The 24804-nt window shown below is 66.4% G+C and carries 23 protein-coding genes; 12 read left to right on the forward strand and 11 right to left on the reverse strand.

Going from position 1 to position 24804, the window contains the following annotated elements; genetic code table 11:
* Window positions 1–53: 53 nt before the first annotated feature.
* Together ACTPOI_RS02800 and ACTPOI_RS02805 are read right to left on the reverse strand one after the other, a co-directional pair.
* On the reverse strand, window positions 54–1013 hold the full coding sequence (locus ACTPOI_RS02800) for a diguanylate cyclase domain-containing protein (protein WP_440106189.1): 960 nt from the start codon (window positions 1011–1013) through the stop codon (window positions 54–56).
* A gap of 261 nt (window positions 1014–1274) precedes the next feature.
* Window positions 1275–2699, reverse strand: coding sequence for an FAD-binding oxidoreductase (locus ACTPOI_RS02805; protein WP_440106191.1), 1425 nt, complete (start codon window positions 2697–2699; stop codon window positions 1275–1277).
* Window positions 2700–2865: 166 nt separating this feature from the next.
* Here ACTPOI_RS02805 and ACTPOI_RS02810 point away from each other — a divergent pair, with 166 nt between their 5' ends.
* The 5 genes from ACTPOI_RS02810 (at window position 2866) to ACTPOI_RS02830 (ending at window position 6686) form a co-directional block, all read left to right on the forward strand.
* On the forward strand, window positions 2866–3654 hold the full coding sequence (locus tag ACTPOI_RS02810; RefSeq protein ID WP_440106194.1) for a GntR family transcriptional regulator: 789 nt from the start codon (window positions 2866–2868) through the stop codon (window positions 3652–3654).
* Complete coding sequence (locus tag ACTPOI_RS02815) at window positions 3651–4484, forward strand: transporter substrate-binding domain-containing protein (protein WP_440106196.1); 834 nt, start codon at window positions 3651–3653, stop codon at window positions 4482–4484. Before ACTPOI_RS02810 ends, ACTPOI_RS02815 begins: the two co-directional genes overlap by 4 nt.
* A gap of 80 nt (window positions 4485–4564) precedes the next feature.
* A complete protein-coding gene (locus tag ACTPOI_RS02820) occupies window positions 4565–5239 on the forward strand; it encodes an amino acid ABC transporter permease (protein ID WP_440106198.1) in 675 nt (224 codons plus the stop codon).
* A gap of 6 nt (window positions 5240–5245) precedes the next feature.
* The gene (locus ACTPOI_RS02825; protein WP_440106200.1) at window positions 5246–5899 is read left to right on the forward strand and encodes an amino acid ABC transporter permease; all 654 of its coding nucleotides are present in this window, start codon (window positions 5246–5248) and stop codon (window positions 5897–5899) included.
* The gene (locus ACTPOI_RS02830) at window positions 5883–6686 is read left to right on the forward strand and encodes an amino acid ABC transporter ATP-binding protein (RefSeq protein WP_440106202.1); all 804 of its coding nucleotides are present in this window, start codon (window positions 5883–5885) and stop codon (window positions 6684–6686) included. The genes ACTPOI_RS02825 and ACTPOI_RS02830 overlap by 17 nt, the downstream gene beginning before the upstream one ends.
* 172 nt (window positions 6687–6858) lie before the next feature.
* Here the strand turns inward: ACTPOI_RS02830 and ACTPOI_RS02835 are convergent, their stop codons facing one another.
* Entirely contained in the window at window positions 6859–7245 is a 387-nt protein-coding gene (locus tag ACTPOI_RS02835) for an EF-hand domain-containing protein (RefSeq protein WP_440106204.1), read from the reverse strand.
* A gap of 323 nt (window positions 7246–7568) precedes the next feature.
* On the opposite strand from ACTPOI_RS02835, the gene ACTPOI_RS02840 reads away from it, so the two are divergent.
* Together ACTPOI_RS02840 and ACTPOI_RS02845 are read left to right on the forward strand one after the other, a co-directional pair.
* Complete coding sequence (locus ACTPOI_RS02840; RefSeq protein WP_440106206.1) at window positions 7569–8012, forward strand: hypothetical protein; 444 nt, start codon at window positions 7569–7571, stop codon at window positions 8010–8012.
* Between the two features lie 270 nt (window positions 8013–8282).
* Window positions 8283–8852, forward strand: coding sequence for a cob(I)yrinic acid a,c-diamide adenosyltransferase (locus ACTPOI_RS02845; protein WP_440106208.1), 570 nt, complete (start codon window positions 8283–8285; stop codon window positions 8850–8852).
* A gap of 294 nt (window positions 8853–9146) precedes the next feature.
* Here ACTPOI_RS02845 and ACTPOI_RS02850 read toward each other — a convergent pair whose 3' ends face one another.
* Entirely contained in the window at window positions 9147–9590 is a 444-nt protein-coding gene (locus ACTPOI_RS02850; protein WP_440106210.1) for a hotdog fold thioesterase, read from the reverse strand.
* A 210-nt stretch (window positions 9591–9800) separates the two neighbouring features.
* Here ACTPOI_RS02850 and ACTPOI_RS02855 point away from each other — a divergent pair, with 210 nt between their 5' ends.
* Entirely contained in the window at window positions 9801–10955 is a 1155-nt protein-coding gene (locus tag ACTPOI_RS02855; protein WP_440106212.1) for an ABC transporter substrate-binding protein, read from the forward strand.
* A 375-nt stretch (window positions 10956–11330) separates the two neighbouring features.
* Here the strand turns inward: ACTPOI_RS02855 and ACTPOI_RS02860 are convergent, their stop codons facing one another.
* Together ACTPOI_RS02860 and ACTPOI_RS02865 are read right to left on the reverse strand one after the other, a co-directional pair.
* Entirely contained in the window at window positions 11331–12851 is a 1521-nt protein-coding gene (locus tag ACTPOI_RS02860) for an acetyl-CoA hydrolase/transferase family protein (protein ID WP_440106214.1), read from the reverse strand.
* 119 nt (window positions 12852–12970) lie between these two features.
* On the reverse strand, window positions 12971–14257 hold the full coding sequence (locus ACTPOI_RS02865) for a solute carrier family 23 protein (RefSeq protein WP_440106216.1): 1287 nt from the start codon (window positions 14255–14257) through the stop codon (window positions 12971–12973).
* A 141-nt stretch (window positions 14258–14398) separates the two neighbouring features.
* Here ACTPOI_RS02865 and ACTPOI_RS02870 point away from each other — a divergent pair, with 141 nt between their 5' ends.
* Both ACTPOI_RS02870 and ACTPOI_RS02875 read left to right on the forward strand, forming a co-directional pair.
* A complete protein-coding gene (locus tag ACTPOI_RS02870) occupies window positions 14399–15151 on the forward strand; it encodes a zf-TFIIB domain-containing protein (protein WP_440108251.1) in 753 nt (250 codons plus the stop codon).
* Between the two features lie 245 nt (window positions 15152–15396).
* Window positions 15397–16308: a class I SAM-dependent methyltransferase gene (locus ACTPOI_RS02875; RefSeq protein WP_440106218.1), complete on the forward strand. Its 912-nt coding sequence runs from the start codon at window positions 15397–15399 to the stop codon at window positions 16306–16308.
* Between the two features lie 436 nt (window positions 16309–16744).
* On the opposite strand, the gene ACTPOI_RS02880 is transcribed toward ACTPOI_RS02875, so the two are convergent.
* A complete protein-coding gene (locus tag ACTPOI_RS02880) occupies window positions 16745–16912 on the reverse strand; it encodes a hypothetical protein (protein ID WP_440106220.1) in 168 nt (55 codons plus the stop codon).
* 365 nt (window positions 16913–17277) lie between these two features.
* Between ACTPOI_RS02880 and ACTPOI_RS02885 the strand changes: the two genes are divergently transcribed.
* The gene (locus ACTPOI_RS02885) at window positions 17278–17658 is read left to right on the forward strand and encodes a hypothetical protein (RefSeq protein WP_440106222.1); all 381 of its coding nucleotides are present in this window, start codon (window positions 17278–17280) and stop codon (window positions 17656–17658) included.
* A gap of 26 nt (window positions 17659–17684) precedes the next feature.
* On the forward strand, window positions 17685–18014 hold the full coding sequence (locus tag ACTPOI_RS02890; RefSeq protein WP_440106224.1) for a hypothetical protein: 330 nt from the start codon (window positions 17685–17687) through the stop codon (window positions 18012–18014).
* A gap of 297 nt (window positions 18015–18311) precedes the next feature.
* On the opposite strand, the gene ubiM is transcribed toward ACTPOI_RS02890, so the two are convergent.
* The 4 genes from ubiM to treS form a co-directional block, all read right to left on the reverse strand.
* A complete protein-coding gene (gene ubiM, locus ACTPOI_RS02895; protein WP_440106226.1) occupies window positions 18312–19601 on the reverse strand; it encodes a 5-demethoxyubiquinol-8 5-hydroxylase UbiM in 1290 nt (429 codons plus the stop codon).
* Window positions 19602–19958: 357 nt separating this feature from the next.
* Complete coding sequence (locus ACTPOI_RS02900) at window positions 19959–20387, reverse strand: hypothetical protein (protein ID WP_440106228.1); 429 nt, start codon at window positions 20385–20387, stop codon at window positions 19959–19961.
* Between the two features lie 248 nt (window positions 20388–20635).
* Window positions 20636–21352 (reverse strand): mechanosensitive ion channel family protein, encoded by a 717-nt coding sequence (locus ACTPOI_RS02905; RefSeq protein WP_440106230.1) that lies wholly within the window; start codon window positions 21350–21352, stop codon window positions 20636–20638.
* 80 nt (window positions 21353–21432) lie between these two features.
* Complete coding sequence (gene treS / locus ACTPOI_RS02910; RefSeq protein ID WP_440106232.1) at window positions 21433–24798, reverse strand: maltose alpha-D-glucosyltransferase; 3366 nt, start codon at window positions 24796–24798, stop codon at window positions 21433–21435.
* Between the last annotated feature and the right edge of the window lie 6 nt (window positions 24799–24804).

Here is a 24804-nt window from a genome sequence, read left to right on the forward strand (position 1 = left end):
CACCTTCAGCAACATCGCGCCGCGGCGGGCAAGGCCCGGCTGCGGACCGGCGTTCAGCGCTTGGCTTTTTTCTTCTCGTACATGACCTGGTCGCCTTCGTCGAGCAGCGTGTCGATGGTGCCATGCCGTGCCGGATCGAACTCCACTACGCCGTATGAGAAAGCGATCGGGTAGCCATGTGGAGACTGCGCGTTGGTTGCATCCAGCAGACCCTGCAGGCGGGCCATCGTGGTCTCGGCGGTGGCCTGGCTGTGGTCGGTCAGCAGCACCACAAACTCGTCGCCGCCCAGCCGGGCCAGCACATCCGAGTGGCGGAAGCCGCGCTGCAGGTGCTCGGCAAAAGTGACCAACGCGCGGTCGCCCTCGGCGTGGCCAAAGCGGTCGTTGATGGCCTTGAGGTGGTCGAGGTCAATGAACGCCAGCGAAGACGGCACCTGCTGGCGCAGGCACATCTGGATAGCGTGCTGGGCCAGCAGCATGAAGCCCCGGCGGTTGGACAACCCCGTGAGCTCGTCCACGGTGGCCCATTCCAGCGCCGCAAATTCGCGCTCCACCAGCGAGGCCAGGTCCACCAGCATGCCGATGTCTTCACGGCCAAACGCCCGCGGCTGCGAGTCGATGATGCACAGGGTGCCCAGCTTGCGGCGGTCCGGGCCGCGCAGGGGGCAGCCGGCATAGAAACGGATGTGTGGTTCGCCGGTGACGAGCGGGTTGTCGGCAAAGCGCGGGTCATCCAGCGCATCGGGGATGACGAATGGCGTCTCGCCCAGGATCGCGTGACCGCAAAACGATATGGCGCGGGGTGTCTCGCGCACGTCGATTCCGATGCACGACTTGAACCACTGCCGGTTTTCATCCACCAGGCTCACCAGCGCGACCTGCACGCCAAACAGTCGCTTGGCAATGCGGGTGAGGCGGTCAAAACGCTCTTCGGCGATGGTGTCGAGCACGTTGAGCGACCGCAACGCCGCCAGGCGCGAAACCTCATCTGGCGGGACGTCGGGTGTCTTCACGAATTGCTCCTTGGGACGACTTTAGCGCGGATCATCGCCGCACGGCTGCAGCCCGCCGCGCACGCTCCGGACCGGCCTGGGGGCGTCAGCCCGTATCGGAGCCCACCCATCTGGCGATGCGGCAGGCGCCGGAAGCGGTCACCGTAGCGGGCGACATGCATCAGGCGCGCGGTGTCCGGCTTCCGACAAAACAGGGTTGTAGCGCTTTTTCCGTCTGCCTGTGATGCTATTGAATAAATAGCAAATGAACGCAGGGGTTCTTCACATCGCAAAAATCTTCCCCGGGTTCAGGATGTTCTTCGGGTCCAGCGCGCGCTTGATGGCGCGCATCATGTCCACCGCGCCAGCGCCGGTTTCGTCCAGCAAGAAGCCCATCTTGTGCAGGCCCACGCCGTGCTCGCCAGTGCAGGTGCCGCCCATGCTCAGCGCGCGGGCCACCAGCTTGTGGTTCAGGTCTTCAGCGGTGATGCGTTCTTGCGGGATGTTGGGATCGAGCAGGTAGCCAAAGTGGAAGTTGCCGTCGCCTACATGGCCGACGAGGAAGTAGGGGAGGCCGCTGGCCTCGGCCTCGTCCACCGATTCGAGCAGGCAGTCGGCAAGGCGGCTGATGGGCACGCAGGTGTCGGTACTGATGGCGCGGCAGCCGGGGCGGCTTTGCACGGCAGCAAAGTAGGCGTTGTGCCGGGCCGTCCACAGGCGGGTGCGCTCTTCGGGGGTGCTGGCCCATTCAAAGGCGTTGCCGCCGAACTCGCTGGCGATGTCTTGCACGGTTTCAGCCTGCTCCTTCACACTGTTGGGTGAGCCGTGGAACTCCATCAGCAGCATGGGTTCCTCGCGCAGGGTGAGCTTGCTGTGGGCGTTGACCATGCGCACGGTGTGGTGGTCGATCAGCTCCACGCGCGCAATCGGCACACCCAGCTGGATGATCTGGATGGTGGTGCGCACGGCGGCCTCGATGCTCGGGAACGAGCAGATGGCAGCGCTCACGGCCTCGGGCAAGGGGTACAGGCGCACGGTGATCTGCGTCATGATGCCCAGCGTGCCTTCGCTGCCCACCATCAGGCGGGTGAGGTCGTAGCCTGCGCTGCTCTTTTTGGCACGGGTGCCGGTGTGGATGACTTCGCCGCTGGCCGTCACCACCTCCAGCGCCAGCACGTTCTCGCGCATGGTGCCGTAGCGCACGGCGTTGGTGCCGCTGGCGCGGGTGGCGCTCATGCCGCCAATGCTGGCGTCGGCGCCCGGGTCGATGGGGAAGAACAGGCCAGTGTCCTTGATGGCTTCATTGAGCTGTTTGCGCGTGATACCGGGCTGCACCGTCACCGTGAGGTCTTCGGCGTTGATGCTGAGCACCTGGTTCATGCGGCTCACGTCGATGCTGATGCCGCCCTGCACTGCCAGCAGGTGGCCTTCGAGCGACGAGCCGGCACCGTAGGGAATCACCGGCACCTCGTACTGGCTGGCCAGCTTCACGGCGTCGGCCACGTCCTGGGTGTTTTCGGCAAACACCACGGCGCTGGGCGGCGGTGCCTGCAGGGAGCCCTCGTCGCGCCCGTGCTGCTCGCGCACGGCCTGGGCCAGCGAGCACTGCGCACCAAAACGGGACTGCAGCGCATCGATGAGGGCCTGCGGCACGTTGCGCAGGTTGATCTCGGGCATCAGGTGGGCGGCGGCGGTGGGTGCGTTCATGGCAGGCTTTCCGTGGGTCGGCAAGGGAACTGATTCTAGGCACCGCCGCCGCTGCTGTCTTTGCGGGGCGGCAGCCATCAAGCGCACCAGCGGCAACTGCTGGTGCGCCACCGTGGTGCATCCATCTTGTATACCAGTTGGCACGGAACCTGCGAGTAGGCTGGCAATGACCACTGCCACCGACATCAGCAACCGCATCATGGAAGCCGTGATGGCGCAGAAGCTTGCGCCGGGCTCCCGCCTGGGCGAGCAGCAGCTGGCGATGCTGTTCGACTGCAGCCGCACCATCGTGCGCGAGGCGCTCACGCGGCTGTCCACCCGCGGCATCGTCACCGTGAGCGCGCGGCGCGGCTGGTATGTGGTGGAGCCTTCGGAACACGAGGCCCGCGAGGCCTTCGAGGCCCGCCGCGTGATCGAGCTGGGCCTGTTGCACCAGCTCAAGGACAAGGCGCTGGACAAGGGCGCGCTGCGTCAGCTCAAGCACCACCTGCAGCGCGAAAAGGCAGCTCTGGCAGGCACCGATGTGGGGCTGCGCACCTATCTGCTGGGCGACTTTCATGTGTGCCTGGCCGAATGCCTGGGCAACGCGCTGCTGGCCGACACGATGCGCGACTTCACGGCGCGCACCACGCTGATCGCCATGCTCTACCAGTCCTCGCACGACGCGGCGCAAAGCTGCGAAGACCATGTGCGCATTGTCGAAGCGCTGGAGGCCGGCGACATCGCCCGCGCCGAGGCACTGATGGCCGCGCACATTGGCACCGTGCAGGCCGCGCTGCGCCTGCAGGCCACTGCGGACCCGCTGGCAGGCCTGCGCGATGCGCTTGCACCGGTGGCCACCGCACAGCCCGCATCCGCCGCACCCGCCAAGGCCGGCCGCCGCACCCGTTCACCCTCCCGTTCCACCCCCTCACCGTCGGACGACGGTTCTGCCTACCTAGGAGCCTTGCTATGACCGCCTCGCTGAGTTCTTCCGCCTCTGTTCACACGGGCGCCCGCCGCCGCACCCTGGCCCTGCTGGCCGCCGCCGGCCTGGGGGCCGCACTGCTGGCACCCGCTGCCCACGCGCAAAACGCCCTGGACAACATCCTCAAGGCCAAGGAAATCAAGATCGCCATCCCCACCGACTACCCGCCGTATGGCTTTGTCGGCACCGACCTCAAGCCCCAGGGGCTCGATGTGGAAATGGCGCAATACATCGCGACCAAGATGGGCGTGAAGGTCGAGCTGATCCCCGTGACCAGCGCCAACCGCATCCCGTACCTGCAGACGCAGAAGGCCGACCTGGTGATCTCCACGCTGGGCAAGAACCCCGAGCGCGAGAAGGTGATCGACTTCACCGCGGCCTATGCACCGTTCTTCCAGGCCGTGTTTGCAAGCAAGAGCCTGAACATCAAGAGCTTTGGCGACCTGGCCGGCAAGACCGTGGCCGTGACGCGCGGCGCCATGGAAGACCAGGAACTCGCCAAGGTGGCCCCCGCCGGTGTGGATGTAAAGCGCTTTGAAGACCACGCCGCCAGCATCTCGGCCTTTGTGTCGGGCCAGACGCAGGCCATTGCCACCAGCGCATCCACCGCCGGCACCATCATGGTGAAGAACCCCAACCTGCAGACCGAATACAAGCTGCTGCTCAAAGACAGCCCCAACTTCATCGGCGTGGCCAAGGGCGAGGACAAGCTGCGCCTGCGGGTGAACGAAATCATTGCCGAGGCACGCAAGTCGGGCGACATCGACAAGCTGTCGAGCAAGTGGCTGGGCCGCCCTGCGGGCGACCTGCCGCAATAAGCGCGCGGTAAGCACGCAATACCGTTCTCATCCAATTGCACAGGGCTGCGGCGTGACAAGCGCCGCAGGGTTTGCCCACCATGCTGATTCAACTGGACTTTTCTGCCGTGCTGGCGGCCTGGCCGCTGCTGGTGCGCGGCGTGGCGTGGACCATCGGTCTCACCATCGTGGGCACCGTGCTGGGCCTGCTGGTGGGTACTGCCTGTGCGTGGGCGCGTGCGCGCAACCTGGGCCACCGGCCCGCGCCGCTGCGCTGGGCTGTGGCCAGCTATGTGGAGCTGGTGCGCAACACGCCGTTCATCGTGCAGCTGTTCTTCCTGTTTTTCGGCCTGCCGGCGATGGGCGTCAAGCTCACGCCCGAGCTGGCGTCGGTGCTGGCCATGGTGATCAACCTGGGCGCGTATTCGGCCGAGATCATCCGTGCAGGGATCGAGGCCACGCCGCGCGGCCAGATCGAAGCCGCGCAGAGCCTGGCGCTCACGCCGGGCCAGACCTTCCGGCGCGTGGTGCTGCCGCCCGCGTTGCTCAAGGTGTGGCCGGCCATGGTCAGCCAGATCATCATCGTGATGCTGGGCTCGGCGGTGTGCGGGCAGATCTCCACGCCCGAGCTGAGCTACGCCGCCAACCTGATCTCCAGCAACACCTTCCGCGCTTTTGAGGCCTTCATCCTGGCCACGGCGGTGTATCTGGCGCTGTCGATGCTCACCCGCCGCCTGCTGATGTGGGCGGGGGCGCGATTCTTGGTGGGGAGGTAAATCGAGATGGTTGAATTTTCCCTCTGGGATATTTTGCGCAACCTGCTGATGGCAGCGCGCTGGACCGTGTCCCTCTCACTCATCGCCTTCATCGGCGGCGGCCTGGTGGGCCTGCTGCTGCTGGTGCTGCGGCTGTCCAAGGTGCGCGGCGCAGACCGCGCCGTGGGCGCATATGTGCAGGTGTTCCAGGGTACGCCGCTGCTGATGCAGCTGTTCCTGGCGTACTTCGGCATTGCGCTGTTCGGCATCAAGACATCGCCTTGGACGGCAGCGGCCTTTGCGCTCACGCTCTACACCAGCGCCTACCTCACCGAAATCTGGCGCGGCTGTGTGGCGGCCATCCCCAAGGGGCAGTGGGAGGCCGCGCAGAGTCTGGCGCTCAACTTTGGCGAGCAGCTGCGCCATGTGGTGCTGCCCCAGGCGCTGCGCATTGCGGTGCCGCCCACGGTGGGTTTTCTGGTGCAGGTCATCAAGGGCACGGCGCTGGCCTCTGTGATTGGCTTTGTCGAGCTGACCAAGGCCGGCAGCATGATCTCCAACGCCACCTACCAGCCATTTCTCGTGTACGCCTGCGTGGCGCTGCTTTACTTTGCGCTGTGCTTCCCGGTAAGCCTCATGGCGCAGTCGCTTGAAAGGAAACTCCATGCCCACAGCCGCTGAAGCCCCTGTCGCCACACCTACACCCGCCCACGACGGCATTGCGGTGGGCGAGCCACCCATCGTCGACATCACTGCGCTGCGCAAGTCCTACGGCACCAACGAGGTGCTCAAGGGCATCGACCTCAAGGTCGCGCGCGGCGAGGTCGTGGCCATCATCGGAAAGAGCGGCTCGGGCAAGAGCACGCTGCTGCGCTGCGTGAACGGGCTGGAGGTGTTCCAGGAGGGCGCCTTGAGCGTCAACGGCAAGAAGCTGCTGCACGACAGCGCCGCCGCCATGCGCGACCTGCGCCAGCAGGTGGGCATGATTTTTCAGAGCTTCAACCTGTTTCCACACCTTTCGGTGGGCCGCAACGTGATGCTGGCGCCCACGCTGGTCAAGGCGCGCAGCCCATCGGATGCGCAGGCGCAGGCGCGCAAGCTGCTCGAGCGCGTGGGCCTGGCCGAAAAGTTTGATGCCATGCCCGACCAGCTCTCGGGCGGGCAGCAGCAGCGCGTGGCGATTGCGCGGGCGCTGGCCATGGAGCCGCAGGTGCTGCTGTGCGACGAGATCACCTCGGCGCTGGACCCTGAACTCGTGGGCGAAGTGCTGCGGGTGGTGGAGTCACTGGCGCAAGAGGGCATGACGCTGATGATGGTCACGCACGAGATGGCGTTTGCCCGCAAGGTGAGCGACCGCGTGATCTTCATGCACCAGGGCCGCGTGCATGAAACCGGCACACCAGCGCAGCTGTTTGGCAACCCGCAGACGCCCGAGCTGCAGCAGTTCCTGTCGTCGCTGCACGACTGACATCGCACGAAGCGGGCCCTCCATGCGCCCGTACTGCGCCAGCACCATGCAAAGAGCCCGCCCACGCCCTGGAGTTCCAGCGCGGGCGGGCTCACGGACCTTGCGGCCCGTCAAACGGTGGTAGCAGCTGGCAGTGGCGTGGCGGCCGGGGTGTCAGCTGTCAGAAGCAGGGTCAGGAGTTCGCGCCTTTCTCGAATTCGGTGCGGGACAGCGAGCCGTCCTTGTCGGTATCGAGCTGCTTGAAGCGCTGGCCGATGGCGGGCAGCCGAGCGGCTTCCTGCACGCTCAGTTTGCCGTCCTGATTGGTGTCGGCGCGGTCAAAGGAAACGGCGGCACCGGCCTGGGCCTGCGTACCTGTTGCGGGCGCTGCAGGGGCGCTGCCGGGGCCTACGGTAAAGCCTGTGCCGGCCTGGGGCGCAGTTTTTTCCGCGGGGCCGAACTGGGGTGAAGAAGGGGTGGTCTGTGCATGCAGGGCGGCTGCGCCACCCAGCGAGAGGGCCGCAAAAAGCATCACGCTGCGCGTGTCGAAGGCATAGGTGCGTCGTTGCATTGCTTTCATGGAAGCTGAGCTCCTTCAAAGTTGAACAGGACTTCATTGCACCGCAGCAATGGCGTGCGCACCAGCACTCTTGCCCGCTGTTTCCCTCACCAACATCTGCGTTCGCGGTGTAACCACAGAGGCCGCTTTTGTGTAGGAAGGTCGCGTGGATGTAGCCAGAAGTAGGCGCCTGCAGGCCACAGCGTGCATTGCCGTGCATCGCTGACCCATGCGGCCGCGCACGTCCTACACCTGTGCTCAGCCGGGGGACAGACGATGCAGTACGTACCTGCCGCCATGGCGGGTCCGACGCGTTTTTGCCAACTACTTCCAAGGAGTTCTGAATGATCAACAAGCACACCGCTCTCGCCGCCATTGCTGCCCTGGCCTGCACCGCAGCGCTGGCCCAGGCCCCCGTGTCGCAGAACACGCGTCCCCCATCAGAGGTCGCGCCTGCCGCATCGGGTGGCCCCGCCGCCACGCGGGCCCAGAACAAGGTGGACGACCGCTCGGCACGCAGCAGCGCAGCGCCTGCGGATGCCGCCGCAGCACCCGGCGGCCGCACAGCGCCCGTGGCCGAGATCGATCCCACCCGCTCTGGCGGCAAAGCCGCTGCCAAGGCCGAGACCCGCGTGAACGCGCGCCTGATGGACACCAACGGCGATGGCATGGTGTCGCGTTCGGAATGGGACACCTACCATTCGACGGCCTGGAACGGCATGAAGCCCACGGCCTCCGGTGTGTCCACCGCCGACGTTGACCGCATGAACCGCATGCATTCCAACTGATGGCGTGGCCTGCGGCGCTTGCCGCTGGGGCCTTATGCCACTGAGGTGCATAGCGCTCCACGCAGTGCCTCCTTCGCCTGCACGCCCCGGAACTACCGGAGCGTGCAGGCGAAGCCGTTTTCAGGGGCGCACAGCGCGCCCGCTTTTCCCCAAGCCCCCAGATCAGCGTGTGATGGAACCCATGGCGCAAAATGCGCTGCATTCCAAACCTGTGCGCTGCGCCGTCCTCCATGCACGCGAGGCCCGCAGCGCCACCACACCAGTACCACCATGGGCAACCGACTCACACAGATCGCCACGCGCACGGGCGACGCCGGCACCACCGGCCTGGGCAACAACCAGCGCGTTTCCAAGAACAGCCTGCGCGTGCACGCCATGGGCGATGTGGACGAGCTGAATTCGCACATCGGCCTGTTGCTGTGCGAGCCCCTGCCCGATGACGTGCGCAGCCTGCTGGTGGAAGTGCAGCACCAGCTGTTCAACCTGGGCGGCGAGCTGTCGATCCCCGGCTTCGAGCTGCTCAAGGCCGAGGCCGTGCTGGCGCTGGACGACGCTCTGGCCCACCACAACGCGGCCCTGCCCAAGCTGCAGGAATTCATCCTGCCCGCCGGTACGCGCGCTGCATCGCAAGCCCACGTCTGCCGCACTGTGGCCCGCCGCGCCGAACGCGTGGTGGTGGCCCTCGGCAACGAAGAAGCCATCAACGACGCCCCGCGCCAGTACCTCAACCGCCTGTCCGACCTGATGTTCGTGCTGGCCCGCGTGCTCAACCGCATGGACGGCGGAGATGACGTCTACTGGAAGAGCGAGCGGATGGCGAAGCAGGGTGCTACTGAATAGATAGCTGTCCAGGCAATCAAAACAAGCGCTACAGCGCTATTTGGCTGAAATTTCGGCCTTGGCCGGCCAAGGCGCCGGCCCCGGTGGTATTTACGTACTGCCTTGCCTTCGACGAGGCTCAGCACGAACGGCGAGACGCGAAGGCGAAGCACGCTCTCCAGGACGCCTGTCGGTAAAAACGGGCGAGGCGCCAACGCGAGGGATGCCGCGCAAGGGCCGCCCCGCCGCGCTGGCATCGTCCCCCTTCCCGCATCGCGCCAGCGATGCGAGAGGAGGGGGAAGCGGCGCAGCCGCTCAGGGGGTTACACCCTGTCTGGGCGCCAGGATCGCCATCGTCAGCCGCGACACACAGGTCAGCTCGCCCGCCTCGTTGACCATCTCGATCTGCCACACATGCGTGGTGCGGCCGATATGCACCGGCCGGGCGGTGCCCGTCACCCAGCCGCTGGTGGCAGAGCGCAGGTGGTTGGCGTTGATATCGAGGCCCACCGCGTGGTGGCCTTCCGGGCTGGCGTAGTAGGCGCCGATGGAGCCCAGCGACTCGGCCAGCACCACGCTCACGCCGCCGTGCAGCAGGCCAAAGGGCTGCTTGGTGCGGTGGTCCACCGGCACCCGGCCGCGCACGAAGTCGTCGCCCAGCTCAATGATCTCGATGCCCAGGTGCTGGGCAGCGGTCTGCTGGTTGGCGCCGTTGAGCGCTGCAAGGGAGGCCTGTTTTTTCCAGATCGGTGTGGGCATCGGGGTGTCCTTGTGGGTGCGGCTTGCCGGCGGTGCGCTCCGGGGCGCGCGTAGGGGCGCGGCTCTACCGAAGCACGCCATAGTTCATCAATAATCAGGGTTTTCCCGTACGCCGCAGCGCCCTGCCGCCACCATCCAGCCGTGGCCGCAGTCCGGGAACCCCCCTGTTTCATCCATCCATTGTCCGTATTTCGCCGGAGTCCCGTTTCCATGCACCGTCGCCAGTTTGTCACCCTTGCCCGCAACACCGCCGTCCTGGCCGCCGCTCCGGCGGTGCTGCGCCACGCCTTCGCCCAAGAGGGCGGGCTGGCTGGCAAGACCATCTCCATCGGCTGTTCGGGCGCGCTCAGCGGCCCGCTGGCGGGCTTCGGGCAGGACGTGAAGGTCGGCGCCGAGGCCGCCATGGCCCAGATCAATGCCCGCGGCGGCATCCACGGCCGCCAGCTGCAGCTGAACATGGTGGACGACGGCTACGTGGCCCAGCGCACCGCCGACAACGTGCGCGCCATGCTGTCGCAGGGCGGCGCGTTTGCCCTGCTGTCGTGCGTGGGCACGCCCAACAACGCGGCCATCCTGCCGCTGGTGGAAGAATCCGGCCTGCCTTACGTGGCGCCGCTTACCGGCGCAGCATCGGTGCGCAAGAGCGTGCGCAACGTGTTCCACGTGCGCGCCGGCTATGCCGACGAAGTGCAACGCTTGGTGCAGCGCCTGGCCGAGATGGGCCTCAAAAGCGTGGGCATCGTCGCCATGGACAACCCCTACGGCCGCGAGCTGGCCGAAGACGCCACCCGTGCGCTGGCTGCACGCGGCCTCAAGCCCGCACTGATGGTCACCGTGGCCACCGACGGCAGCAACGTGGCCGCCGCCGTGGCCAAGGCCGCTGAAACCCGCCCCGCGGCGCTGATCCTGGCCACCGCCGGCAGCGTGTCGGTGGCGTTTGTGGGGCAGCTGCGCAAGGCCGCGCCCGGCGTGCTGCTGGCGGGCGTGAGCGCCACCTTCACCAGCGACGGCATCAAGCAGCTGGGCGAAGCCGGCAGCGGCATCGCGCTGACTATGGTGATGCCCGACCCGCAACGCGCCCGCAACCAGCTGGTGCGCGACTACCAGGCCGCGCTGCGCGCCCGCGGTGTGCAGGACTTCACCCTGGGCAGCCTGGAGGCGTACGTCAACCTGCGCGTGCTGGCCGAGGGCCTGGAGCGCGCGGGCAGCGACCCCACGCGCAGCAAGCTGCGCAATGCGCTCGCGGGTATCCGCAATCTGGACCTGGGCGGCTTTGTGGTGGACTACGCGGGCAACGCGCCGTATGTGGGTTCGCGCTACATCGACCTTTCGGTGCTGGGCACCTCGGGCCGCTTCCTGGGCTAGGGACGCTCCGCACGAATCAGCGCGCCGTGCGCATCTGCGGGCTCGGGCGGTCTGCCGCGCAAGCAAATACCCGCAATAGCTGGGCTATTGCTGCGGCGAACGTATTGCTTTGTGCGCCTTGCAGCCCATCCCGATCCGCAGCGCCCACTTGCCGCTTGATCCGTGCTGAGGGTCCCCGGGCGCGCGCCCGCTGCGCAGCGCATGCGCCGCGGGCGGCTTGCAGCCCCTCCCGGGGCGAAATATGGGTAAAAATGGCCTGTAGCGCTCGTTTTGATTGGTTATATTGCTATTAATTAAATAGCATATGACCGGACCTGCGCGCCTGCTGCCTGCGCCGGCGCAAGGCGTGCCCTGCGGCGGGGGCGGCTGGCGGCATCAGGCCGTGCGCATGGTCCCCGTCTCCACATACCGCTGGTGCCACGACAGCGCCTCGGTCAGCAGGTGCGGCGTGTGCTGGCCCACGGCCGTCTTCTTGGCACGCGCCACGTAGTCCTGCAGCGCAGGGCGGAAGTCGGGGTGCGCGCACTGCTCGATGATCATCTGCGCGCGCTGCGTGGGCGAGTGCCCGCGAAGGTCGGCCAGGCCGTGCTCGGTCACGATGATCTGCACATCGTGCTCGGTGTGGTCCACATGGGAAACCATCGGCACGATGCTGGAGATGGCGCCGTTCTTGGCCAGTGACGGCGTCATGAAGATCGACAGGTACGCATTGCGCGCAAAGTCGCCCGAACCGCCAATGCCGTTCATGATGGCCGAGCCCATGATGTGCGTGCTGTTCACGTTGCCGTAGATGTCGGCTTCGATCATGCCGTTCATGGCAATCAGGCCCATGCGGCGGATCAGCTCGGGGTGGTTGCTGATCTCTTGCGGGCGCAGCACGATGCGCTGCTTGTAGAAGTCGATGTTGCGGTTGAAATCTTCCATGGCCGCCGGGCTGAGCGACAGCGCCGTGGCCGATGCGCTGGCCAGCTTGCCCGAGCGCAGCATGTCCAGCATGCCGTCCTGCAGCACCTCGGTGTAGGCCGTGAGGTTGCTGAACGGGCCGTTGTTCAGCCCCGCCAGCACCGCGTTGGCAATGTTGCCCACGCCCGACTGCAGCGGCAGCAGGTCTGCGGGCAGGCGGCCCTTTTTCACCTCGTGCTGCAGGAATTCGATGATGTGGCCCGCGATGCGGTTCGACACCTCGTCGGGCGCGGCATACACGCTGTTGCGGTCGGGCTGGTTGGTGACCACCACGGCAATCACCTTGGCCGGGTCGCAGCGCAGGTAGGGCTCGCCAATGCGCTCGTCGGGTCGCGTCATGGGGATGGGTTTGCGGTGCGGCGGCACGTCGGTGCCGTAGTAGATGTCGTGCATGCCCTCCAGGCCCGGGTTGTGCCAGGCGTTCACCTCCAGGATGACCTTGTCGGCCTGGTCCAGCCAGGTCTTGTTGTTGCCGATGGATGAAGACGGGATCAGCCGCCCATCCGGCAGCACGCCCGCCACCTCGACCACCGCCACATCGAGCTTGCCCAGAAAGCCAAACCACACAAACTGCGCCACGTGCGAGAGGTGGATGTCCACGTACTGCATGTGCCCGGCGTTGATCTGGCGGCGCACTGTGGGGTCGGACTGGTAGGGCAGGCGCATCTCGATGCCGTCGACCTGCGCGAGGGCGCCATCGAGCTCGGGCGCGGTGCTGGCGCCTGTCCACAGGCCGATCTTGAAACCGTGGCCCTGGGCGTTGAGCGCCTCAATGCGTCGGGCCAGCGCGCCGGGCACCGCCTTGGGGTAACCCGCGCCGGTAAAGCCGCTCATGCCCACATGGGCGCCTGCGGGGATCAGCGCCGCGGCCTCGTCGGCCGACATGGTGCGGGAAAGGAAGTCAGGGTAGAGCACCCGGTCAGCGAGGGACATGCAAAACGCTCCGCAACAAAGGAAAAGGGCCTCCCGCCATTCGGACGGGAGGCCCCGGTCAAAGGAGGCATCCTAGCGACTCTTGCGAGACGACCAAGGGTTAACCCTTATCAATCTGCTCAGCCTTTGCGATTGAGCAAGGCGTACAGCAGGATGGCGCCAAACGTGGCGGTACCGATGCCGCCCAGCGCGAACTGGCCGAACTTCAGCGTGAAGTCGCCCGTGCCAATGATGAGCGTGATGGCGGCCACGATGAGGTTCTTGTTTTGCGAGAAGTCGACCTTGTTGTCCACCCAGATCTTGGCCCCGGCCACGGCGATCAGGCCGAACACCACGATGGACACGCCGCCCATCACCGGCAGCGGAATCGTCTGGATCAGCGCGCCGAACTTGGGGGAAAAGCCCAGCACCAGCGCAAACAGCCCTGCCAGCAGGAACACGGCGGTGGAATAGATCTTGGTGGCCGCCATCACGCCGATGTTTTCGGCATAGGTCGTCACGCCCGTGCCGCCCACGCCGCCGCTGACCATGGTGGCCACGCCGTCACCGATGAATGCGCGGCCCATGTAGCGGTCCAGGTCCTGGCCAGTCATGGCCGTCACGGCCTTGATGTGGCCCAGGTTCTCGGCCACCAGGATGATGGCCACGGGGGCAATCAGCAGCATGGCGTTGCCGCTGAACACGGGCGCTGCAAAGTTGGGCATGCCAAACCACGCGGCGTTGGCCAGTGCGCTCAGGTCCATCGGCTTGCCCAGGCCCATGCCGTTGGTCAGCACCGCGTAGATGATGCTGGCGGCAATCAGGCCCACCAGAATCAGCAGGCGCTGCACCATGCCGCGCGTGAGCACGGCCACCAGGCCCACGCACACAAAAGTCACAGCCTGCATCCAGCTGTCGAAGTTGCTGGCCGCCATGTTCTTGATGGGAATGCCCGCCAGGTTCAGGCCGATCACCGCCACCACCGATCCGGTCACCACCGGCGGCATGAAGCGCTCGATCCAGCCCGTGCCGATGACCTGCACCAGCACCCCGATCAGCGTGTACAGCAACCCGCACGCAATGATGCCGCCCAGCGCCACGCCGATGTTGGCGTTGGCCCCGCTGCCCGCATAGCCGCTGGCCGCAATCACCACCCCGATGAAGGCAAAGCTCGAACCCAGGTAGCTGGGCACCTTGCCGCCCGTCATGAAGAAAAAGATCAGCGTGCCCACGCCGCTCATCAGGATGGCCACGTTGGGGTCAAAGCCCATCAGGATGGGCGCCAGCACCGTGGCGCCAAACATCGCGATGACGTGCTGCACGCCCATCGCCGCCGTCTGCGGCCACGGCAGACGCTCGTCCGGCCCGATCACACCCCCCTGCTGCAGCACGTCGGCACTCTTGGCCCGCCAGTTCATGAATCCCATGTTGGTTCCTTTTGGTTGAAGGCGCCGATGCTAGTGGAAGCGATGCCGTCGGTCTATTCCGGGGGTGACGTTACGATGGCGGCCGCAGGGGAGGGAGCCTGTAAAGGGAGCCCCTGAGATCTTGAACAGGTTCTAACAATGATGTCGTCCGTTCCGTCCTGCCCATCCTGCCGCCAGCCCATGGAGGTGCACCGCTTTGCCAGCCATGCCGGGCCCGAGCTGGAGCTGGACATCTGCTTTGCCTGCCAGGGCATGTGGTTTGACCGGCACGAAAACCTCAAGCTCGCGCCTGCCGCCGTGGTCGGCCTTTTCAAGCTGCTGCACGAGCACCGCGAAGACCAGCACCTGCCCCTGGCAACCAGCATGGCCTGCCCGCGCTGCGTGGCCCCGCTGCAAAAGGGCTTTGACGTGGTGCGCAGCGGCCGCTACATGATCTACCGCTGCGGCCGCCAGCACGGGCGGTTCAGCACGTTCTCGTCGTTCATGACCGAAAAGGGCTTTGTGCGCCACATGACGCGCCCCGAGATCGACGACATGGCCAAGCGCGTGGGCGCCATCTACTGCACCAGCTGCGGCGCGCCGGTGGACATCCGCAAGGACCACGCCTGCCCGTACTGCCGCGCCGCGTTCTCGCTGATCGACCCCCAGGCCGTGGCGCGCGCCATGGAGGGCTATGCCGAAGCCGGCGCGCGCGCAAAGCTGCAGGCGGCCCAGGCCGCGCCGGTGGACATCGGCGACGCCCTGGTGGCGCTGGAGCGCGACCGCACCCGCGCCGAGCGCGAGCGCCAGAAAAAGGCCTTCACCAGCACCAGCGATGACGACGACAGCGCCATCACCGGCGACCTGCTGGCGGTGGGCGTGGGGCTGGTGTGGGCGATGATCAAGGCGTCCTGACACGGCTGCGGCGGGGCAAAGGCACCTCGCCGCGTACGGCAGGGTAGTGCACCGGTATCGCACGGGCCCGTACGGAAATGCCGGGTCGGCAGGTGCCGAGCCATCGGTGGCGCCGCGCTCGCTTATCTGCATGGAGGGTGTGGCCAAGTCAAGGCGCAGCCACACAGGGCGCTCACAATGGTGCCGGTAGCAAGGCCTTCCGGCATCCACCCCCGTGGCCCCGTACGCCACACGAGGAGAGTACCGTGCAGCACCCGACCTCGCGTTCCCGCCGCTCCCAGGCCCCCCGCACCCCGCGCGGGGCCACGCCACCTGCCGCGTGCCTGCTCGACCGCGCGCAGCTGCACGCCGTGCCCAGCACCCTGCTCATCCCGCTGGCTGCGCGGGCACATGGCGGCCGGTACTTCCCGTGGCTGGATTGCCACGACGCCGTAGCCAGCGGCCTGCTCGACAAGCTGGGGGCGGACGTGACTGCCACCCTGAACGACCTGCTCACCGTGCTCAACGTGCTGTGGCGCACCCGCGCCATCAAGGACGCCGGGCGCGCGTTTTTCAGCGCGAACGGGCAGGGCCTGGGCGTCAACCTGGGCTGCGGGCTGGCACAGCATTTTCAGTGGCTCGACACCGGCCACAACCATTGGCTCGACGCCGACCTGGCCGAGGTGATGGCACTGCGCCAGCGCCTGCTGGCGCCCCTGGGCCCGCGTGCGCGCCATGCCGTGGTCAACCTGGCGCAGCCCGGCTGGTGGCAGCGCCTGCGCCTGCCCGAGCGGCACGACACCGCGTACCCCGTGCTGCTGGTGTGCGAAGGCGTGCTCATGTACCTGGAGCCCGCGCAGGTGCAGGCCGTGCTGGCCGAGTTTGCGCAGCACGCGCCACCCGGCTCGCGCATGGTGCTGGACGTGCTCACCCGCGCCGCCGTGGGCCACGCATCACGCCACGCCAGCATGGCACCCACCGGCGCCGAGTTCCGCTGGGGCGTGGGCCGCGTGGCCGAGCTGGCCCAGGCCCATCCGCGGCTGGTGGTGCTGCGCGAGCAGAGCGTGGCCGACTGCTACGGGTGGAGCGGCATTGCGCTGGATGCGCTATGGCGGCCCTGGCTGGGCGCGCCGCTGTATGGGGTGGTGACGCTGGGGGTGAGGGACGGGGGCGGGTGACCGGGGCGTTTGCGCTGTCGCCGTCAGCCATAAGAGACTGTTCGTGCGGAGCCTGTGAAGCACCGCGCGACAGCAGGCTGGCACCGGACGCTTAGCCCGTGCGGGTTTGGACTGCAAGCCAGCTGGAAGCTAGTCATCGACTGCTTTGGGCCCTGAGCCGCCGTTCAGACGCGCCGCCCGGAAGCCGCCATTGACTTGCTGTAGCGGCTGTTGGAAATCCCGGTGTCTGCCCACTGGAGAGCTATAGTTTGCCGAGTTGATGCCTGCCGGGTTTAGCGGAACTTTTATACCTGGATGTTTAAACAGGACATCCCTCGCAAACCTATGCTGCAAGCCACTTTCAGGAGGAATCGGTGTCCAGAATATCCCGCATGGTCCAGTTTATCCCGCAGGTTTTGCGGTCTAAATTACGTTGGGCGCCATGAGAGCGAGAGTCTCATTCACTAGCAGCCACTTCGCGATTGAACCAGGCGAGGACGAAGACATTAACCCGGGCATCTACGGCAAGGCGCTTGCGCAATACGTTGCGGCGCAGCTCCCTGAATGCGGCATGCCGGTCGAGGGCGTCATCGAAGAAGACTTTGCTCGCCTCGTTGTCGTCCATCGCAAGCCGTTCAGGCTGTGGGTCGGTTGCGCGAACGAAGAGGGCAGCACCACAAACTGGCAGCTGCTCTTGTCGGCGGAGCTAGGTCTGCTTGGTCGCCTTCGCCGTACCGACGTAGCGCCGGCTTTCTCGACCCTTAGAAGCAACGTGGGTGCCATCGTGGAGGGCATTCCCGGGGTCTCACAAATTCAATGGCACGCACAATGACCGCATGCGCCCCGCCCAACAGGTCAGTCAACCGGACACCCAAACCGCTGCGCAGTTTGGGTACCCTCCGCTGGCGCTCCGGTGCCGGTTACTTTCAACGTTAGATTGCAGTGGACAAGCCAGGGTTAAAACTCGAGATCGTTTGGGTCGACGGGCACATGCTCGAGCTCGGCTTGCGCGCGGATAGTGGTCGCTTCTCGGGAGGAACGTCCTGCTACGCTGCTCTGAACGAGGCAGAGAAGTTTGCGGACCACCTCGAGGGGTTCCCTCGAGACCTGACTGACGCGAGGGAGTACAAGTTCGGCGGCGACCTTCCTGGGTTGCTTCTTGGCGGAGCTTCACTCCGGTTCAAGTGCATCGACGGTTCCGGGCATTTGGCTGTGACGGTGGAGATCTGGGACGAATCAAAGCAGGGAGGCCGAGAGACGGTGTCCGTTGTCCTGCAGGCTGTCCCAGCTCAGATCGATGCTTTTGTGAAAGATCTGCGTAGCATGGAGGCCTATGTGGGCTCGACGGCATTCCTGGCGGCTGCAATCTAACGGGCCGTTCATCTACGTTAGTCGTTTTGAACGCCATTTCGCACAATCTCTCGAACAAGCGAATGTCTCAATTTATCGCAGAGCGCAAACTGATCGCTGTACGCAGGGACACCGGCGAGCGCAAAGAGGTCACATATCGCGTGGGAGTTCCCTATTGGGCATCAGGGGAAGAATTTGCTTCGTGCCCGGTGGAGTTCGATGGGATGTTTTCCGAACTCGCGGATTCAAAGGGCATTGATGAACTTCAGGCACTCAGTCTGGCATCTGATCTTGATGGATTTCTAGTCAAGCTTCAGGGGAAGTACGAGTTTTACTGGCTTTCTGGCGAACCGTACTTCGATGAATCTGCAAAGTAGGCCTCAACTCGCTGGGCCTAACCCAGTAGTCAAGCGGGCCTGCCTTTGCCGTTGAGCGTCCGCTTTCATCGGCCGTTGCAGGCTTCTCATAGCCGATCTCGGTCATGGTTTCAGCGTAGTCACTATCGTCCGCCAAGCGCCCAGGCCCTGCCCCGAGCAAAGTCTAAAGGTCAGTGACGCGAAACCCTCGCAGATCAATTTCCCGTGTCGCGCGCACCGAGATTCCAATATCGCAAGCGCCTCCGCCTCACAGTTGACTGCTGCCAACCTTCCCCGAACGATCAAGCCACAGCCCATTCAGCGAAGCGCCGCTGGCCCCGCTGCCCAACGCGCCCACACAGGCGGCTTGCCCGTAAGCTGCCCCACGATGGCCGCCTGCAGCGGTGGCAGGCGGCGGGCGCCCTGCAGCACCAGCTGGCGCAGCAGGCGCGGTAGGGGCCGGGCATCGGTGTACAGCCGCACGATGGCGTTGGTGCCCTGGTAGATGGGCCAGGCGTGGCGGTGATGGGCGCTGGCATAGCCGGCCAGCACGTCGGCCGCGCCAATGTCCTGCCCCTTCCGGCGCGCGGCCACCAGTGCCGCCACCAGCCGCTCCACGCCCGCCAGCCCCAGGTTGTAGCCATGCGCCGTGACCGGGTGCATGCCCACGGCGGCGTCGCCCAGCAGGGCGCAGCGGGGGGCTGCAAACCGGTCGGCGTACACGGCCACCAGCGGGTAGGCGTGGCGTTCGCCCTCCAGCGCCATGGGGCCCAGGCGCTGGGCAAACTGCGCTTGCACCTGGGCGGCAAAGGCTGCGGGGTCCAGCGCCATCAGCGCTGCGGCGTCGGCCGCACCGGCGGTGACCACCACCGAGCACAGCGCGTGGCCGTGTTCGGGGTCATCGGGCAGCGGCAGCACGGCCAGCGTGCGTTCGTAGCCAAAGCATTCGTGCGCGACATTGCCGTGCGGCTGCGTGTGGCGCATCCGGCAGACGATCACGGTGCGGCCAAAGTCGGTCATCTGCGCGCCCAGACCCAGCTGGCGGCGCGTGGCAGAAAACCGGCTGTCGGCGGCCACCAGCAGCGGGGCGTGCAGGCGCTGCGGTCCAGCCTCGCCATCAGTCACGTAGTCCAGCGCGGCCAGAGGGCCGTGGGTGGACACCCGTGTGACCTGCGCGCCGGTGAGGATGCGCACGCCCGGCATGCGCTGCGCCACGGCGAAGGCGCTGCGGCGCAGGGCGTGGTTGGGCACGATGAAACCCAGCGGGCCGGGCGCGGGCGCGGCGGGCGTCGTCCGCGTACCGGCGTTGCCCGCGTTCAGTTGCAGCGCGCCGTGCTGGCCCAGCGGGCCATCGTGCACCTGGGCCTCGTGGATCTCGCTCACCTCGTGCGGGGCCAGCGCGCTCCAGCTGCCCAGCCGTTGCAGCGTGGCGCGGCTGGGGTGGGTCAGGGCGATCTCGCGGCCGTCGGGGGCCGGGTCGGCCAGCGTGGCGGCGGGAAGTTGCTCGACCACGGTGGCGGTGAACCCGGCCTGTGAAAGTGCGATGGCCAGCGAAAGTCCGGCCGGGCCGGCGCCCACGATGAGGACGTCACTGTCAGGGGATGTCATGGCAGCAGCGCGGGCGGCACGCACGGGCGCTGCGCCAGCCCGCAGGAGTTTTGAGCGGACGGCCATTGTGCTGGCGCCCGCCCCTGCGGGTTTTGCCGTGGGTCAACCCGCGGCACCGCCAGTGCTATCAAAAAGCGAGCTGTCAGTGCTTATGAATCAAGCGCCACCAGCCAAAAACGCCTTGAGGCCAAGCGGAACAAGTCTCCGCGCTGGAGCGGCCCCTGGACCGGGATGGGTTGCAATGCGCAAACCACAGGGACGGCCGTCGCTATGACGAGGATGTGCAGCGCCGCGACCGCGCTGAGCCATGCATGCGCCGTGCGCGTGATGCTGGTTCAGCGTTGCCTTGAAGCCAGGTCAGCCCCTGGCCGCCTTCTTGCGCGGTGCCTTGCCTGCCTTCTTGCTGCCGCCGCGCTTGCCGCGCAGGTGCAGCACCCACGCCACCAGCAGCCACAGGTAGGCCACGGGCACCGACCATGCGGCCACCCACGGCAGCGACAGCGGCGGTGCCATGAGGGAGCGCGGGTTGGCGATGGTGGCCAGCAGCTGGCGCGTGCCGCTGCCCAGCACGGGGTCGGCCTGGGTGCTGCCGGCGCGGGCCATGCGCGCCGCCATGAAGGTGAAAAATTCCATCAGCAATGCCGCGATCACAAAGCAGGCCAGCAAGGCCAGCAGGTGACCGAAGGCGCTGCGGTTGCCCTTGGCAAGAAAGACGACGGCGGACAGGAGCACCAGTGCGGGCAGCGCCCAAGTCAGTGCAGGCCAGGCGGACAGGAGCAGTTGCATCGGGCAGGGAACGCGGGTTGGCTCGAAAGGGACCCGGCCTGCAGTGGCCGGGAGCGGTGGTGGCTGCGGATCATAGACCCCGCGCACCCCCGGGCCGCAACGGTATGCAAACGCTCCTGTTTTGATAGCTGAAGGCGATGATATTTACTGGACTTACGCGTAAAAATGCTTGGAAAGTGCCGCTGGGGCACCCTGGCGGGCCGCAAGCAGCCTTCCACCGGCCGCCACCAGCCCCGGGCCTGGGGCCCTCAGCGCAACGGCTCGCGGTCCACCGGCGCTTCGGGCGTCGGGCCCGGCTTGCGCACACGCGGCCACCAGCTCTCGATGCGCTCTGCCGCCCAGTCTTTGCCGCCCAGCCCAAAGGCCAGCGCCACCGCAAACACCAGGCCGCCCAGAATGATGAGGAAGCTCTGGCGCACGATGTCGCCGCCCACCTTGAGCTGGTCCAGCGCGATCAGCACCACAAACACCACGATGGCGTACTGCGCCAGCGTGCCCAGCAGGGCGGCGTCCTGCAGCTTGCTGCGCCGTGCGTACGACGTGACGGTGTTGCCCACAAACCGCGCAAAGTAGCTGCCAAACGCCAGGATAAGCAGCGCAATAAACAGGTTGGGCACAAACCACATCACCTGGCTGAGCAGTGCGGTCACGTAGCTCAGCCCCAGCCCGTTGAAGGCCACCAGCAGCGCTGCCAGGATCACCAGCCCGTACGCCAGCAGCCCGAAGATGTCGGTGGTGTCGCCCGCCATGCCGCCCTGGCGCAAAAAGCCGTCCAGCCCCGAGCGCTCGGTGAGCACGCGGAAGTTGATGGCCCGCAACCCGCGCGTGACGGCGAAGCGCGCTGCCTTGGCCAGCAGCCAGCCGCCCGCCACGATGACGATGGCGATCAGCAGGCGGGGCAGGTAAGCGCCCACCTGAAAGAGCATGGCGCGCGCTGGCTCCAGGTGAATTCCGAAGTTGTCCATGAAGGTCTCTCGGTAGATAAGGGGAGGAGGGGTGAAGGATGGGACGAGGAGTGAGCTGCAGAGAGGGAGCCGCCCGCGGGTCAGGCACCGTCGGCCGTGGCGCCTGCCAGCGCCAGCAGCCCTTGCAGCGGCACCTGTACCCAGTCCACGCGGTTGCCCAGCTCGTAGCGGAGCTCATACACGGCCTTTTCGATCTCGAACAGCGCCAGCAGCCCCTCGGCCGTGCGGCGCTCGGCCTCGGTGCCGGCCATCTGCGCGGTGTAGGCGCCCAGGAAGGCTGCACGCGTGGCCTGCTCCCACTGCTGCACGTCAGCGTCCAGCCGCAGCACTTCTTCGGTGGTTTGCGTGGTGTGTTTCAGGGCGGCCCAGCGCGCATAGTTGAACGAGCGCAGCATGCCGGCCACGTCGCGCAGTGGCGATCCCTTGGTGCGCCGCTGCTCGAAGCTGCGGCCCGGTTCGCCCTCGAAGTCGATGATGATGAAGTCGTTGCCCGTGACCAGCACCTGGCCCAGGTGGTAGTCGCCATGAAAGCGCGTCTTGAGACCGCCCGGCGCGCCGCCCGGCACTGCGTGGATGCGCTCCAGCAGGGCGCCGCGCCGTGCCAGCAGGGCCTGCGCGTCCGCCTGTGCGGCGGCGGGCAGCTCGGTAAGGCGCTGCTCCAGCTGCGCCAGGGTGTCGGCGGCTTCCGTGGCGGCACGCTGGCGGTAGTTCAGCACGTCCTGCGCGGTCAGCGGCTCGGGGTCGAAAGACGGGTAGCCCGATCGCAGCGACAGCGCCTGGTGCAGTTGCGCGGTGCGCGTGCCCAGCATCCTGGCCAGTGCGAGGTAGCCGCCGTGCACATCGGCTGCCGGTATCTCATCGGGCGGCGCAATCCGGGCGTCCTCCAGAAACCGCTCCAGGTAGCCCAGCGTGTAGTCCCAGCCATCGCCCTGGTTCGCCACGTAGGCCTGCACCAGCGCTAGCGTCATCTGCGTGCCGTCGGTGGCGGTGTATTCCAACGCGCCCGCCACGGGTACGCAGTGCGGAAAGCGCGCCACCTCGGTCAGAAAGCGGCCCATCTCCAGTTCGGGGTTGAGCCCCGGGCGCAGGCGGCGGTAGCCCTTGAGGAACAGCGTGTCGTCAAACGTCACCACCGTGTTGCTGCTTTGCGCGCTGGGGCGGCTCACGGGCAGCGCATCCAGATTGCTGGCGATGGCCGCAAACTCTGCCGTGGGCCGAAAGCGCAGGCGCCCGCGTGCGGTGCCCAGCTCGAGGTTGTCGCCCATCGCGCGCACCACGGCGCGGCAAAAGGTCTCGTCGTGGAAGGCGTCGCCCATCACACCCACGTTGGCCTGCTGGCGCACCCGCGCCAGTCCGCCAGGGGCCAGGCGCTTCATGCGTTCTTCGTCGGCATCTTCCCAGGCCAGGGCCAGCGGTGCGAAGTACGTAGCGGGCTCGTCGGGTCCGTCGATGGACAGCAGGGGCAGCATCCATTCGTTACCGTCTTGCGACCAGATGGCATGGTCGTCCAGCCGCGCGCGCTGCACGCTGGTGCCCTTGTCCGCGTACCAGCGCTGCACCTCCAGAAACCGGGGCAGGGTGTCGGTCTCCAGCTGGGTGCGCATGCGCTCGGCCATGGACATGCGCCAGGGCATGACCTGGTCGCGGAAGAAGCTGGTCCAGCCGTCAAAAAGCACCAGCACCGGGCGCTCCTGCAGATCGAGGCCGTCCTGGTGCCAGGGCGGAATCTCGGCGTCGGTAGACAGGCGAAACCAGTAGAAGCCGTACGAGGGCAGCGTGAGCAGGTAGGGCAGCTCGCCAATGGGCGGGAAGGTGGTGCGGCCCAGCATCTCCACCGGCGCGCGGCCCTTGTAGGCGGTGAGGTCCAGCTCCACCGGCTGCGCCGCGCGCGAGAGGTTGAACACCGTGAGGATCACGTCGTCCTCGTATTCGCTGAGGTACGCCAGGATCTTGCGATTGCCGGGCTTCAGAAATATGCGCTTGCCACGGCCGAACGCGTGGCTGGTCTTGCGCACGGCGAGCATGCGGCGCGTCCAGTTCAGCAGCGAGCTCTGGTCGCGCGCCTGCGTCTCCACGTTCAGCGCCTCGTAGCCGTACATCGCATCCATGATGGGCTGCAGGTACAGGCGCTGCGGGTCTGCGCGCGAAAAGCCGGCGTTACGGTCGGGGCTCCACTGCATGGGGGTGCGCACGCCGTTGCGGTCGCCCACAAACACGTTGTCGCCCATGCCGATCTCGTCGCCGTAGTAGATGATGGGCGAGCCCGGCATGGACAGCAGCATGCCGTTCATGAGCTTGACGCGGTCGAGGTCGTTTTCCATCAGCGGCGCCAGCCGGCGGCGTATGCCTAAGTTGATGCGCGCGCGCGTGTCGGCGGCGTACATGGTGTACATGTAGTCGCGCTCCTTGCTGGTCACCATCTCCAGCGTCAGCTCGTCGTGGTTGCGCAAGAAGATCGCCCACTGGCAGCCATCGGGAATCTCGGGCGTCTGCTGCAATATCTCGACGATGGGGTGGCGGTCTTCCTGCGCAATCGCCATGTACATGCGCGGCATGAGCGGGAAGTGATACGCCATGTGGCACTCGTCACCATCGCCAAAGTACTCGCGCACATCCTCAGGCCACATGTTGGCCTCGGCCAGCAGAAAGCGGTTTTGGTATTCGGCATCAATCGCGGCGCGCAGCTGCTTGATGACGGCGTGCGTCTCGGGCAGGTTCTCGTTGCTGGTGCCGTCGCGCTCGATCAGGTAGGGAATGGCGTCGAGCCGGAATCCATCCACGCCCATGTCCAGCCAGAAGCGCATGGTTTTCAGCACCGCCTCCATCACCGCCGGGTTGTCGAAATTCAGGTCGGGCTGGTGGCTGAAGAAGCGGTGCCAGTAGTACTGCTTGGCCACCGGGTCCCAGCTCCAGTTCGACGTTTCGGTGTCGGTGAAGATGATGCGCGTGCCCTGGTAGATCTGGTCGGTGTCGCTCCACACATAAAAGTTGCGCTCGGGCGAGCCGGGCGGCGCACGGCGCGCGGCCTGGAACCACGGGTGGTCGGCCGAGGTGTGGTTGATGACCAGCTCGGTGATCACGCGCAGGCCGCGCTCGTGCGCGGCGTCGAGCATTTCCTTGAAATCATCGAGCGTGCCGTATTGCGGGTGCACGTTGTCGTACTCGGAGATGTCGTAGCCGTCGTCGCGCAGCGGCGAGGGGTAGAACGGCATCAGCCAGATGGTGTTGACGCCCAGCTCTTTCACGTAGTCGAGCTTGGCCGTCACGCCCTTGAAGTCGCCCACGCCGTCGCCATTGGTGTCAAAAAACGCCTTCACATTGAGCTGGTAGATCACCGCATCGCGGTACCACAGCGGGTCGTCGCTGATGTCGATCTCGGGGTTCTCGGGCGTGATGCCGGGCTGGGTTTCGGGCAGCGGGTGCGTGGGTGCGGGAATGGCGCTCATGGGTGC

This window comes from Acidovorax sp. BL-A-41-H1 (genome assembly GCF_051942715.1).

Coding starts and splice junctions, on each gene's coding strand:
- ACTPOI_RS02810 (WP_440106194.1), top strand. CDS start 2,866: ATGACCACTGCCACCGACATCAGCAACCGCATCATGGAAGCCGTGATG.
- ACTPOI_RS02845 (WP_440106208.1), top strand. CDS start 8,283: ATGGGCAACCGACTCACACAGATCGCCACGCGCACGGGCGACGCCGGC.
- ACTPOI_RS02835 (WP_440106204.1), bottom strand. CDS start 7,245: ATGAAAGCAATGCAACGACGCACCTATGCCTTCGACACGCGCAGCGTG.
- ACTPOI_RS02830 (WP_440106202.1), top strand. CDS start 5,883: ATGCCCACAGCCGCTGAAGCCCCTGTCGCCACACCTACACCCGCCCAC.
- ACTPOI_RS02905 (WP_440106230.1), bottom strand. CDS start 21,352: ATGGACAACTTCGGAATTCACCTGGAGCCAGCGCGCGCCATGCTCTTT.
- ACTPOI_RS02815 (WP_440106196.1), top strand. CDS start 3,651: ATGACCGCCTCGCTGAGTTCTTCCGCCTCTGTTCACACGGGCGCCCGC.
- ACTPOI_RS02805 (WP_440106191.1), bottom strand. CDS start 2,699: ATGAACGCACCCACCGCCGCCGCCCACCTGATGCCCGAGATCAACCTG.
- ACTPOI_RS02865 (WP_440106216.1), bottom strand. CDS start 14,257: ATGGGATTCATGAACTGGCGGGCCAAGAGTGCCGACGTGCTGCAGCAG.
- ACTPOI_RS02860 (WP_440106214.1), bottom strand. CDS start 12,851: ATGTCCCTCGCTGACCGGGTGCTCTACCCTGACTTCCTTTCCCGCACC.
- ACTPOI_RS02885 (WP_440106222.1), top strand. CDS start 17,278: ATGCTCGAGCTCGGCTTGCGCGCGGATAGTGGTCGCTTCTCGGGAGGA.
- ACTPOI_RS02850 (WP_440106210.1), bottom strand. CDS start 9,590: ATGCCCACACCGATCTGGAAAAAACAGGCCTCCCTTGCAGCGCTCAAC.
- ACTPOI_RS02820 (WP_440106198.1), top strand. CDS start 4,565: ATGCTGATTCAACTGGACTTTTCTGCCGTGCTGGCGGCCTGGCCGCTG.
- ACTPOI_RS02880 (WP_440106220.1), bottom strand. CDS start 16,912: ATGGACGACAACGAGGCGAGCAAAGTCTTCTTCGATGACGCCCTCGAC.
- ACTPOI_RS02855 (WP_440106212.1), top strand. CDS start 9,801: ATGCACCGTCGCCAGTTTGTCACCCTTGCCCGCAACACCGCCGTCCTG.
- ACTPOI_RS02900 (WP_440106228.1), bottom strand. CDS start 20,387: ATGCAACTGCTCCTGTCCGCCTGGCCTGCACTGACTTGGGCGCTGCCC.
- ACTPOI_RS02825 (WP_440106200.1), top strand. CDS start 5,246: ATGGTTGAATTTTCCCTCTGGGATATTTTGCGCAACCTGCTGATGGCA.
- ACTPOI_RS02870 (WP_440108251.1), top strand. CDS start 14,399: ATGTCGTCCGTTCCGTCCTGCCCATCCTGCCGCCAGCCCATGGAGGTG.
- treS (WP_440106232.1), bottom strand. CDS start 24,798: ATGAGCGCCATTCCCGCACCCACGCACCCGCTGCCCGAAACCCAGCCC.
- ubiM (WP_440106226.1), bottom strand. CDS start 19,601: ATGACATCCCCTGACAGTGACGTCCTCATCGTGGGCGCCGGCCCGGCC.
- ACTPOI_RS02840 (WP_440106206.1), top strand. CDS start 7,569: ATGATCAACAAGCACACCGCTCTCGCCGCCATTGCTGCCCTGGCCTGC.